Source organism: Sphingobium indicum B90A (genome assembly GCF_000264945.2).
Lineage (GTDB): Bacteria > Pseudomonadota > Alphaproteobacteria > Sphingomonadales > Sphingomonadaceae > Sphingobium > Sphingobium indicum.
Map to the genome: position 1 here is coordinate 148938 of NZ_CP013070.1, position 11616 is coordinate 160553.

Genomic DNA, 11616 nt, shown 5'->3' on the forward strand with positions numbered 1-11616 from the left:
GGCCTATTTCCGAAATTGCTCCGCCGCCGCGCAGGCGAGTTGGTCGGCCCGCTCATTTTCGGGGTGGCCGGCATGGCCCTTCACCCACTGCCACGTCACCTTGTGGCGCGCCGCGGCCCTGACCAGTTCCTGCCAGAGCTCCGCATTCTTCACCGGCTTCCTGTCGGCGGTCTTCCAGCCATTCTTCTGCCAGCCGAAGACCCATTTCGTGATGCCGTCCATCACATATTTGCTGTCGGTATGGAGCGTCACCCGGCAGGGGCGCTTCAACGTCTCCAGCGCCTGCACGGCCGCCATCATCTCCATGCGGTTGTTGGTCGTCTGCGCTTCCCCGCCGGAGATTTCCTTCTCCTTCTCTCCGAAGCGCAGCACCGCGCCCCAGCCGCCGGGGCCGGGATTGCCCTTGCACGCGCCGTCGGTGAAGATTTCGACCTGCGGAAGGTCGCTCATGCGCCGAGCAGCACGGCCGGATCGGCGCTGGCGTAGAATTCCAGGCGGCGCAGATAGGCGAGCGGATCCTTGCGCGTCACCAGCGCGTCGGCGGGCGTGTTGATCCAGTCATAGGCGCGGGTCAACAGGAAGCGGAGCGCCGCGCCCCGGCAGAGGACGGGAAAGGCGGCGCGTTCCGCTTCGGTCAGCCCATGCGTTTCCCGATAGCCGGCGCAGAGCGCCGCCGCCCGATCCCCATGGCAGGTCGCGCCGTCATGGCTGAACGACCAGGCGCTGTGCGTGACGGCCAGGTCGTAGGCGCGGATGTCGGTGCAACTGAAATAGAAGTCGATGAGGCCCGTCACTTCATCGCCCAGCATCAGCACATTGTCGGGGAAGAGATCGGCATGGATCACCGACCGGGGCAGGTCGGCGGGCCAATGCGCGTCGAGGAAGGCCAGTTCGTCCGCCACCCGCGCACCCAGGCCGGGGGCGATCCGGTCGAAATCCTCGCCGCATTTCGCCGCCAGTTCATGCCAGCCGGGCAGGTCGAGGGCATTGCGTCGCTCGCCGGTGAAGCCCTCCGCCGCGCGATGCATCTCGCCCAGCGCGGCGCCCGCTGCGCGGGCCTGGCCCACGGTCGGCTCGGTCACGGAGATGCCGGTCAGGAATTCGATCAGGCAGGCGGGGCGGCCGGCGAGCTGCTGAAGCCGCTTCCCCTCCCGATCCGCGATGAAGCGCGGGACCAGGCAGCCGCGCGCGCCCAGATGGTCGAGCAGGTCCATGAAGAAGGGCAGGTCCGCCTCGTCCACCCGCTTTTCATAGAGGGTCAGGATATAGCGGTGGCCTCCCCCGGAACCCAAGGCGCCGTCATGGCCGGTGGTTTCGAGCAGGTAGTTGCTGTTCTCCACCCCCTCCGCGATGCCCTTGGCGGAAACGAGGCGTCCGGCGTCGTAGCGAGTGAGGAAAGCGTCGATCTCTTCGGCGGGAACCTGGGTATAGACGGCCATGGAGCTACGCCGCCTCCAGTCCGCGGGGGAGCTTGAAGGCAATGCTTTCGCGGGCGGTTTCGACCTGTTCCTCGGCCACGCGGAATCGCTCGCCGATCCGGCCCACCACCTCGCGCACCAGCACTTCGGGTGCGGATGCCCCGGCTGTGAGGCCCAGCGTGCCGACGCCCTCCAGCCAGGCGAAGTCGATCTCGTCAGCCCGCTGGATCAGGCGGGCCGGCGTGCCTTCGCGCTCCGCCACCTCGACCAGCCGCAGCGAATTGGAGCTGTTGGGCGCGCCGATCACATAGACGGCGTCGCATCGGGCGGCGATGGCCTTCACCGCCGCCTGCCGGTTGGAGGTGGCGTAGCAGATGTCCTCCCCCTTGGGCGCTTGGATGGCCGGGAAGCGGCGCTGGAGCGCGGCGACGATGGCGGCGGTGTCGTCGACCGACAGCGTCGTCTGCGTCAGGAAGGCGAGATTGTCGGGATCGGCAGGGGTGAAGGCCTCCGCATCCTCCACCGTTTCGATAAGGGTCATATGCCCCGGCTCGACCTGACCGAAGGTGCCGATCACCTCCGGATGGCCCCGGTGCCCGATGAAAAGGATATGGCGTCCCGCCTCCACCTGCCGTTCGGCCTGGCGGTGAACCTTGCTGACCAGCGGGCAGGTGGCGTCCAGATAGTCGAGCCCGCGCTGCTCCGCCTGGGCCGGCACCGTCTTGGGCACGCCATGGGCGGAAAAGACCACGGGCACGCCGTCGGGAACCTGGTCCAGTTCCTCCACGAAGATCGCGCCCTTCGCCTTCAGCCCGTCGACCACATATTTGTTGTGGACGATCTCATGCCGGACATAGACCGGCGCGCCATATTTCTCGATCGCCCTTTCGACGATCACGATGGCGCGGTCGACACCGGCGCAAAAGCCGCGCGGGGCGGCGATCAGCAGCTTCATGGGCGGAAGGGCGGTCATCCCTGCCGCTTAGGCCAATGTGGCCCTGGAGGAAAGCCGCTTCCTTGCGGCCCTGTGCAGTTTGAGTTGCGTGGTGGACGGGCTATGGATAAGAAGCCCAACGCCTGTTCCCAAGGGATTGCCTGTGACCTTTTCTCGATTTGCGTTGACCGGAATGATCGCCATGGCCCTTGCGGGCTGTTCCCAGCGGGGCGAAATCGATCCTACGGGCGGCATCGTGGCCGTGCGATCGGCCTGTCCCGTCGCGGCGATCCCGGCGCAGACCGGCGACATCACCCTGTTCAATCCGGCGGGCAGCACGGATGCCCGCGCGATCGACGTGGTGGCGGAGATCACCAACCTGCGTTCCACCTGTTCGGAAGGGGACCAGCTTTACACGGAGGCGACCTTCACCGTGAACGCCCGCCGCAGCGACGCGGGCGCGGCGCGGCAGGTGACGCTGCCTTATTATTCCGCCGTGGTGCGGGGCGGCAACGCCGTCGTCGCCAAGCGCGTGGGCCAGGTGGTTCTCGACTTCCCGGCCGGGCAATATCGCGCCACCACGACCGCCAAGGCGGGTTCCTATGTGAACCGGGCCGCCGCGACGCTGCCAGCCGACATCCAGCGCAAGATCACCGAGAAGCGCAAGGCGGGGGATGCCGATGCGGCGATCGACCCCTTCGCGCAGCCGGACGTCAAGGCGGCCTTGCAGCGAACCAGCTTCGAGCTGCTTGTGGGTTTCAACCTGACCCAGGATCAGTTCCGTTACAACGCGACCCGCTAAGCTCAGTTCATTCCCCCGTTCGGGCCGAGCTTGTCGAAGCCCTTGTTTCTTGAAGAAAAAGGGCGGCCCTTCGACAGGCTCAGGGTGAACGGGTCCTGTTAGAAAGTTCGCCCCAGTGTCTCTTTACAACCGCTTCACCGCCCATCTCGACGCCGTGCTCGACGCGCTGGAGGCCGACGGCACGCTGCCCGCCGGCCTCAACCGCAAGCCGGTGACGGTCGAGCCGCCGCGCGATGCCAGCCATGGCGACCTGGCCACCAACGCCGCCATGGTGCTGGCCAAGCCCGCCGGCAGCAATCCGCGCGCGCTGGCGGAGAAGATCGCCGCGGGCCTGGAGAGGCTGGACGAGGTGGAGGGCGCGTCCATCGCCGGACCCGGCTTCATCAACCTCAGGCTGACCGACGCCACCTGGCGCGCCGAACTGGCCGCCATCCATGCCGAGGCGGAGGATTATGGCCGCTCCTCGACAGGCGCGGGCGTGACGGTGAACGTCGAATATGTCTCCGCCAACCCGACCGGACCCATGCATATGGGTCATTGCCGGGGCGCGGTGGTGGGCGACGCGCTCGCCACGCTGCTGGAGCATGTCGGGCACAAGGTGATCCGCGAATATTATATCAACGACGCGGGCGGGCAGGTGGACGTGCTCGCCCGGTCTGCGCATGTCCGCTATCGCGAGGCATTGGGCGAGACCGTGGGAGAGATTCCCGAAGGCCTCTATCCCGGCGATTATCTGGTGCCGGTGGGGCAGGCGCTGGCCGCCGAATATGGCGACAGATATGTGGGCGCGCCGGAGAGCGAATGGCTGGTCCTCTTCCGCACAAAGGCGGTCGCCGCGATGATGGAGATGATCCGCAGCGACCTAGCGCTGCTGGGCATCCATCACGACATCTTCTCCTCCGAGGCGGAATTGCAGGCGGCGGGAAAGCCGGAGGCGGCCGAAAAATGGCTGCGCGAGCATGACCTGGTCTATGACGGCGTGCTGGAAGCGCCCAAGGGCGAAACGCCGGAGGATTGGGAGCCGGTCGAGCTGCCGCTGTTCCGCTCGACCAGGTTCGGCGACGATCAGGACCGCCCGATCAGGAAGTCCAACGGAAGCTGGACCTATTTCGGCGCCGACATGGCCTATCATTACCAGAAGGCGCAGACGGCCGACCAGTTGATCGACATCTGGGGCGCGGACCATGGCGGCACGGTGAAGCGCATCCAGGCCGCCGTCGCCGCGCTGACGGAAGGAAAGGCGCGGTTCGACGTCAAGCTGATCCAGATGGTCCGCCTGCTGCGCGACGGCGAGCCGGTGAAGATGTCCAAGCGCGCGGGCAATTTCGTGACTTTGGCCGATGTGGTGCGCGAAGTGGGCAAGGATGTGGTCCGCTTCACCATGCTGACGCGCAAGGCCGACGCGCAGATGGACTTCGACTTCGCCAAGGTGGTGGAGGCGTCGAAGGACAATCCCGTCTTCTATGTGCAATATGCCCATGCGCGGATTAGCTCGCTCGGACGGCGGGCGGAGGAGGCGGGGATCGCCCTGCCGGCGCCCGACCTGTCCCGCCTTGGGACGGAGGAATTGGGGCTGGTGAAGCTGGCCGCGCAGTTCCCCCGCGTGGTGGAGGGGGCTGCCCTGGCCCGCGAACCGCATCGTATTGCCTTTTATCTCAACGACTTGGCTTCGGCCTTCCATGGCTGGTGGAATCTGGGCAATGACAACCCGCGGGCGCGGGTCATACTGACGGACGATCCGGCCACCACCTCTGCGCGGCTTTTCTTGAGCCGTGGAATCGGGCAGATCATCCGCAACGGGTTGGCGCTGATGGGCGTTGCGGCCCTGACAGAGATGCAATGACCGGCGGAGTTTGATCGAGATGGGCGATTATGCGCGGGGAAGGCTGGACCTGGACGACGAGGAACGTCTGCCCTGGCTGGAACCCGCCATCGAGGATGAGGAGGAGCCGGGGTTGTCGCCGTTGCGGCTGCTGGGCTTCATCCTCTTTGGCCTGGTGCTGATCGGGGCGGTTGTCGCCGGGGTCTGGCTGATCCAGAACCGGACGGGCGGCGCCGGGGGCGAGGGCAAGCTGATCGCCGCGCCTGCCGGCGACTATAAGATTCCGGCCCAGGAAGCCGACGCCAGGAAGTTCGATGGCGAGGGCGACGCCAGCTATGCCGCGAGCGAGGGCGTGGCGCGCGACGGGCGAATCGATCCGACCCGCGTACCGGAGGCGCCGATCACGCCGACCGGGACGGCGGACAATGCGCGCCCCGCCGTAAAGGGCAAGCCGTCGCAGAGCGTCACGGCGCGAGTGGCGGACGAGACCAGCGCCAGGCCGGCGACGGCGGCTGCGCGGCCTGCGGGCGGCGGCATGATCCAGCTCGGCGCCTATGGCAACCAGGCTTTCGCCAAGGATGCGTGGAAGCGGCTGTCCAAGCGCTTCACCTATCTGGAGCCTTTGCCGATGTCGATCGAGCAGGCCGAGGTGGGCGGCAGCACCGTCTATCGCCTGCGCGCCGCGGCCGGCGGGCAGGCCAGCACGCTATGCGGCAAGCTCAAGGTCGCGGGCGAAAGCTGCATGGTGGTGAATTAGGGGGAAGGGATTTGGCCTGAGATGGCCAATTGCGGTCATTAGTTTCCCGTCACCCCGGACTTGATCCGGGGTCCCGCTGCCTTGGGCTGGGCGCGGACCTAGAAGGAAAGCGGGACCCCGGGTCAAGCCCGGGGTGACGAAATGGGGAACGTCCGCTCTCCACCCCTTTGCGTCCCTTGGCCAAAATCCCGCAAATCCCGTCAATGCCGGAATAACCCCTTCGACAGGGCCTCTTTCAGCCGCTACCATCGCCCCGCATGAAACCCGTTATCTTCGGCCTTTCCGGCGAGACCCTGACTTCCGACGAACGCGCCTTCTTCGCGGACGCCGATCCGGCGGGTTACATCCTCTTCCGGCGCAATATCGTGGATCGGGCGCAGCTTCGCGCCCTGACCGACGATCTGCGCGCCTTGCATGGCCGCGACGATCTGCTCATCATGATCGACCAGGAAGGCGGCCGGGTGGCGCGGATGCAGGCGCCGGTCTGGCCCAGCTTTCCCCCCGGCGCGGCGTTCGACCGGCTCTATGGAATCGCCCCGTCCAGCGCCATCGCGGCCGCCCGCGCCAATGCGCGGGCCATTGCCGCGACATTGGCGGAAGTCGGCATCACCGTGGACGCGCTTCCGCTGCTGGACGTGCGGCAGGAAGGGGCGAGCGACATCATGGGAGACCGGACGCTGGGCGCGGAGCCGATGCGGGTCGCGGCCTTGGGGCGTGCCGTGATCGAAGGGCTGGCCGACGGCGGCGTGGTCGGCATCGTCAAGCATATGCCGGGCCATGGCCGGGCGATGGTCGACAGCCATCATGAACTGCCCATCGTCACCGCCGACGAGGATGCGCTGGCGATCGACCTCGCGCCGTTCCAGGCGTTGAAGGACGCGCCCATGGGGATGACCGCGCATGTCGTCTATACCGCCTGGGATCCCGACCTGCCGGCCAGCCTATCCCCTTCCGTGATCGAGACGATCATTCGCGGGCGGATCGGTTTCGACGGGCTGCTGATGTCCGACGACCTCGACATGAAGGCGCTCAAGGGCAGCATCCCCGAACTGGCGGCGGCGACGGTCGCGGCGGGTTGCGACCTGGCGCTCAACTGCTGGGGACGGATGGATGACATGGCCGGCATTGCCGGCCTTCTGCCGGACATCGGGGCGGCGGCGAAGGCACGGCTGGACCGGGCGATGGCGTCGAGACGCGCCCTGCCGGACGGCCCACCGCTGGAGGAACTGATCGCCACCCGCGACGCCCTGCTGGCGATGGCGCCGGCATGAGGGGGCGCGCCGATTGCCGGAAGGCGCCGCTTTAGCGATGGAGGACTTCTTCACTCCTCCCGCGGCATCCCGGCCCGACATGCTGACCGTCAGCTTCGAAAGCTGGGAGGGGCCGCTCGACCTGTTGCTGGCGCTGGCGCGGACGCAGAAGGTCGACCTGCGCGAAATCTCCATCCTTGCGCTGGTCGAACAATATCTCGCCTATATCGAGGGCGCGCGGAAGCTGAAGCTGGAACTGGCGGCCGACTATCTGGTGATGGCGGCGTGGCTGGCCTATCTCAAATCCTCGCTGCTGCTGCCCAGGGAGGCGCAGCCCGAACCCAGCCCGGAGGAACTGGCGCTGCGGCTGCAATTGCGGCTCCAGCGGCTTCAGGCGATGCGGGAGGCGGGCGCCCGGCTGATGGCGCGCGACCGCATCGGCCGCGACGTGTTCGTCCGCGAAAAGCCCGAGGGGTTGCGGCTCGTCCGCAAGGCGAAATGGGCGGCCGGCCTGTTCGACCTCATCCAGTCCTATGGCCAGGTCCGCGCGCGGACTCAGCCGGTGGTGCACATGGTCGCGGTGCGGCCGGTCATGACCCTGGACGAGGCGATCCAGCGCGTCGGCGCGCTGGTGGGGGCGGCGATCGATTGGACCGCGCTTGAAGCCTTCCTGCCGAGCGGGCAGGATGGGCCGATGGCACGGTCGGCGCTGGCCAGCAGTTTCGTCGCCGCGCTGGAACTGGCGCGGCAGGGACGGCTGGAAATCCAGCAGGACGGGATTTTCGAACCCATATTCCTGCGCGCCGCCGTGCCCGAAACGACTGCGGGGCGCCTATTGTGATCGAGGAACAGGATGATTTCCTTCGCGCGGTGGAGGCGGTGCTGTTCGTGTCGGAACAGCCGCTGACGCCGGGCGAATTGAAGCTCCACGTGGGGGAGGCGGGCGACCTGGCTGCCGCGCTTGCGGCATTGAGCGCCCATTATGCGGGGCGCGGCGTCAATCTGGTCGAGCGGGGCGGGCGCTGGCATTTCCAGACGGCGGGCGACCTTTCCCATATCCTTCGCCGGGAAAAGGACGAGACGCGCAAGCTGTCCCGCGCCGCCATGGAGACGCTGGCGATCATTGCCTATCACGAACCCGTCAGCCGCGCGGAGATAGAGGCCATTCGCGGCGTCCAGGTGGCGAAAGGCACGCTGGACGTGCTGATGGAGGCGGGCTGGATCAGGCCCGCCGGGCGCCGGGAGGTGCCGGGAAGGCCGCTGATCTACGCCACCACGGTGGAATTTCTGTCCCATTTCGGCCTTGGCAGCCGCCGCGACCTGCCGGGTATCGACGATCTGCGGGCTGCCGGCCTGCTCGATCCGGTCGATTTGGCGCTTGAGGGTCTGGGAGCCCAATCCGTTGTGGAAAATGACGAGGAAGACGCCTAGATAAGGCTGAGTTTCAGGAGAAAGTTAAAATGGGTTCCTTTTCGCTGATGCACTGGGTCATCGTTCTCCTGGTGGTCATGCTGCTGTTCGGCGGCGGCCGCATTTCCGGGCTGATGGGTGACGTAGCCAAGGGCATCAAGAGCTTCAAGAAGGGCATGGAGGACGACGACGTTCCCACCAAGCCCGCCACGCGCATAGAGGGCCATCGCGTGCCCGAACAGGACGCGCCCACCGCGACGGAAGAAAAGACCAAGGCCTGATTTTCCTTCGGCCGGGGCGGTAGGCACGCATGTTTGGCATCGATTCGTCTGAACTTCTGGTGATCGTCATCATCGCGGTGATCGTCATCGGCCCGAAGGATTTGCCCCGCGCGCTCTACAAGATCGGGCAGATCGTGGGCAAGGCGCAGGGCATGGCGCGCCATTTCCGCACCGGCATCGACGCGATGGTGCGCGAGGTCGAGCTGGAGGAGCTGGAGAAGAAATGGGCCGCGCAGAACAAGCGGATCATGGAGGAGCATCCCCCGGAAACCGCCGCGGCTGAAAGCGTCGGCGAAGCCGTCGCATTGCCTGCCCCCGCCGCCGGGTCGGCAGCCGGGGAGGCGCCCTTCCTCGCGGAACCGGAGCCGGCAGGCGAGGAGCCGCCCCCTATCGCTCGGCCCGCCGCGGAAGGGCCGCCCTATGTCGCGCAGGAACCCGCGCGGAAGGGCGGCGCTGCGGCATGAAGGACATCGACGACAGCAAGGCGCCTTTGCTCGACCATCTGATCGAGTTGCGCGGACGGCTGCTCAAATGCGTCTATGCGCTGTTCATCACGGGCGCGATCTGCTTCTATTTTTCCGAACAGTTGTTCGCGATCCTGGTCCATCCGCTCAAGGAAGCCTTTGGCGATGCCGGCGGGCGGCTGGTCTACACCAAGCTCTATGAAGCCTTTTTCGTTCAGGTGAAGATTGCGGTCTTCGGCGCTTTCTGCCTGTCCTTCCCGATCATCGCGAACCAGCTATGGGCCTTTGTCGCGCCGGGGCTTTACGCGAAGGAAAAGAAGGCGCTGCTGCCCTTCCTGATCGCCACGCCCTTCCTCTTCGCCATGGGCGCGTCGCTCGCCTATTTCGTGGTGATGCCGACGGCCTTCCACTTCTTCCTGGAATTCCAGGGGAACAGCAGCGGATTGCAGGTGGAGGCGCTGCCGAGCGCGGACAGCTATCTGGGGCTGGTGATGCAGTTCATCCTGGCCTTCGGCATCAGTTTCCTGATGCCGGTGCTGCTGATGCTGCTCAATCGCGCGGGTTTCGTGAGCCGGGCGCAGCTGATCGGCCTGCGCCGCTACATGATCGTGGCCGCCTTCGTGCTGGCGGCGGTGCTGACGCCGCCGGATGTTGTGTCGCAGCTCATGCTCGCGATCCCGCTGCTCGCGCTTTATGAAATCACCATCGTCGCCATCTGGTTCACCGACCGGAAGCAGTCGAAGGATCTGGCCACCAGCGAAGCGGCGGACGCCGCGGGGTGAAGAAAAAGGCTCGCCGGGAAGCGAGCCTTTTCCATTGGGATCAGTCGGCGGCGTTCTCGACCGCCTGGCCGGCGCTCTGCACGTCCTTGCCCGCGCCCTCGACCGTGTTGCAGGCCGCGACCATCAGCGAACCTGTCAGCAGAAGGGCGGCTAATATCTTCCTGGTCATCATCGTCTCCTTTTTTCAGAGCCTGTGTCCCGCATCCCTTGGCGGGATGCCTCAACCGAACCTCATGCCGGCGACCAGGGAACAACCCGCCGCCTGGAAAAGCGTTCCTAGAGCGAAAATATCCTGGATTTCCGTGGGATAGCCCAAAAAATTCTGAGCCCGGAACGCGTCGGGGGGGGGGAGATGCGTTCCGGGCTCATGTTTTTTTGGATAGCAAGAGCGGGGGGCAAAAGATTTGCTATCCGCAGTGCAGAACTGCCGAAGGAAGGATTAGGTTCCCCATGCCCGAAAAAATGATCAGAAATATATTTTGTTCATTTTCAATGGGTTGAATGATTTACGAGGCGGAAACCGTAAAATATTCGGCATTTTCCCGAAAAAAAACGGCTCGTCAGATCAGCGGGCGACCGCTGTTGCGATATTCGGGGCGGACCGCCGACTGGGGAAGGCCCGGCGCGTCGGCGGGCGGAGCGCCGGCGGTTCCGGCAAGGGGCAGAGCCGCGGAGGGCGGCGCGATAATGGGCGTCGCCACGGCCGGATCGAACATGGGGGGCTTCGCGGGCCATGCCGACCGGGCAGGCCCCGACTGCGTTTCCCGCCCCGAATAGGCAATGCGGAAAGCGGCGGCCGTGCCGCCTGCCCCGGCTGGACGGTAGAAGATATGCGCACCGATCACCGCCACCGGCCGCATCGCCCCGGCCCATTCCGGCCGCACCGCCAGCGTATGGTAATAGGTGGCGAGGCCCACGGGCCGGTAGACCAAGCCGGACAGCGCCTGGGCGGCGATGCGGCGGGCGCGCGCCCATCCTTCCGCGCTCGCCATGCGCGCCATGGCGCCGTCGCAACTGAAGGTGAACTGGCAGCGATAGTCGGTGCGTTCAGACCCCTGATAGATGACGCCGCAGACGCTCCTGGGCCAGGCGGGGTTGCGGACGCGGTTCAGCACCACCTGCGCGACGGCGCGCTGGCCGTCCTCCGGCTCGTTCCCCGCCTCATAATAGATGGCGGACGTCAGGCAGTTGAGCGCCCGATAGCTGTCCAGCGCGGTCAGGCCGCGGAAGGCCATGGCGGGGGCGGCCTCCACGGCGTCGAGTCCCAGCACATGCTTGCTTTGCAGCGTCGCGGCGCCGGGCGCTGGATCGAAGGCGCCCTGCGCGAAGAAAAAGGCCGATCCGGGGAAATTCTCGCCCGGCTTCTCGGCGGGGTCATCCTGCGCCTGGGCGGCGGCCAGCATGTCGAGCGGCGCCGCCGTGATCAGGCGCGGCGCGGCGAGCGCGATCAGCGCCAACGCCGCGACGGCGCCGTGCCTCGCTCCCGCCCGCTGGCCCTTAAAAGCCCCATTTGCGCCGAAAATCCGCATGTTGCCGCTCCTCATAGGGGAAAAGCCTTGCCGGTTCCCCTGCGGAATCCGGCCTGTCCCGCTTTGAGACGGTGGGCAAGGCAATGCTTAACGAGCCTGACGACAATCCCGGCTTTCGCGCGCCCATCAATCCGTTGCTTGGCAAGCGCGTATCTGGTCCGCTATGC

General features: G+C 66.3%; 14 protein-coding genes. 9 read left to right on the forward strand and 5 right to left on the reverse strand.

What is annotated here, in order from left to right; all coding sequences use genetic code 11:
* Positions 1-3: 3 nt before the first annotated feature.
* The 3 genes from rnhA to ispH are packed head-to-tail and all read right to left on the reverse strand — an operon-like array spanning position 4 to position 2391.
* Positions 4-450, reverse strand: a complete 447-nt coding sequence (gene rnhA / locus SIDU_RS00780; RefSeq protein WP_007685546.1) for a ribonuclease HI — start codon at positions 448-450, stop codon at positions 4-6.
* Positions 447-1439 (reverse strand): homoserine kinase, encoded by a 993-nt coding sequence (gene thrB, locus SIDU_RS00785; protein ID WP_007685547.1) that lies wholly within the window; start codon positions 1437-1439, stop codon positions 447-449. Before thrB ends, rnhA begins: the two co-directional genes overlap by 4 nt.
* 4 nt (positions 1440-1443) lie before the next feature.
* On the reverse strand, positions 1444-2391 hold the full coding sequence (ispH, locus tag SIDU_RS00790; RefSeq protein WP_007685548.1) for a 4-hydroxy-3-methylbut-2-enyl diphosphate reductase: 948 nt from the start codon (positions 2389-2391) through the stop codon (positions 1444-1446).
* Positions 2392-2545: 154 nt separating this feature from the next.
* Here ispH and SIDU_RS00795 point away from each other — a divergent pair, with 154 nt between their 5' ends.
* From SIDU_RS00795 to tatC, 9 genes are all read left to right on the forward strand, one after another.
* The gene (locus SIDU_RS00795) at positions 2546-3154 is read left to right on the forward strand and encodes a hypothetical protein (RefSeq protein WP_025161076.1); all 609 of its coding nucleotides are present in this window, start codon (positions 2546-2548) and stop codon (positions 3152-3154) included.
* Positions 3155-3269: 115 nt separating this feature from the next.
* Entirely contained in the window at positions 3270-4997 is a 1728-nt protein-coding gene (gene argS / locus SIDU_RS00800; protein ID WP_007685555.1) for an arginine--tRNA ligase, read from the forward strand.
* Between the two features lie 19 nt (positions 4998-5016).
* A complete protein-coding gene (locus tag SIDU_RS00805) occupies positions 5017-5733 on the forward strand; it encodes an SPOR domain-containing protein (RefSeq protein ID WP_013040965.1) in 717 nt (238 codons plus the stop codon).
* A 257-nt stretch (positions 5734-5990) separates the two neighbouring features.
* Positions 5991-7004, forward strand: a complete 1014-nt coding sequence (nagZ, locus tag SIDU_RS00810; RefSeq protein ID WP_007685559.1) for a beta-N-acetylhexosaminidase — start codon at positions 5991-5993, stop codon at positions 7002-7004.
* Between the two features lie 37 nt (positions 7005-7041).
* The gene (locus SIDU_RS00815) at positions 7042-7824 is read left to right on the forward strand and encodes a segregation and condensation protein A (RefSeq protein WP_007685561.1); all 783 of its coding nucleotides are present in this window, start codon (positions 7042-7044) and stop codon (positions 7822-7824) included.
* A complete protein-coding gene (gene scpB / locus SIDU_RS00820) occupies positions 7821-8414 on the forward strand; it encodes an SMC-Scp complex subunit ScpB (RefSeq protein WP_013040963.1) in 594 nt (197 codons plus the stop codon). The genes SIDU_RS00815 and scpB overlap by 4 nt, the downstream gene beginning before the upstream one ends.
* A gap of 29 nt (positions 8415-8443) precedes the next feature.
* Positions 8444-8674 carry a twin-arginine translocase TatA/TatE family subunit gene (locus tag SIDU_RS00825; RefSeq protein ID WP_007685564.1) on the forward strand — a complete coding sequence of 77 codons (231 nt, stop codon included), beginning with the start codon at positions 8444-8446 and terminating at the stop codon, positions 8672-8674.
* 29 nt (positions 8675-8703) lie between these two features.
* A complete protein-coding gene (tatB, locus tag SIDU_RS00830; protein WP_007685565.1) occupies positions 8704-9138 on the forward strand; it encodes a Sec-independent protein translocase protein TatB in 435 nt (144 codons plus the stop codon).
* Positions 9135-9920, forward strand: a complete 786-nt coding sequence (tatC, locus tag SIDU_RS00835) for a twin-arginine translocase subunit TatC (RefSeq protein ID WP_007685566.1) — start codon at positions 9135-9137, stop codon at positions 9918-9920. The genes tatB and tatC overlap by 4 nt, the downstream gene beginning before the upstream one ends.
* A 40-nt stretch (positions 9921-9960) precedes the next feature.
* Here tatC and SIDU_RS00840 read toward each other — a convergent pair whose 3' ends face one another.
* Entirely contained in the window at positions 9961-10089 is a 129-nt protein-coding gene (locus SIDU_RS00840) for an entericidin A/B family lipoprotein (RefSeq protein ID WP_025160740.1), read from the reverse strand.
* 391 nt (positions 10090-10480) lie between these two features.
* The gene (locus tag SIDU_RS00845) at positions 10481-11449 is read right to left on the reverse strand and encodes a cell wall hydrolase (protein ID WP_007685568.1); all 969 of its coding nucleotides are present in this window, start codon (positions 11447-11449) and stop codon (positions 10481-10483) included.
* Positions 11450-11616 lie beyond the last annotated feature (167 nt).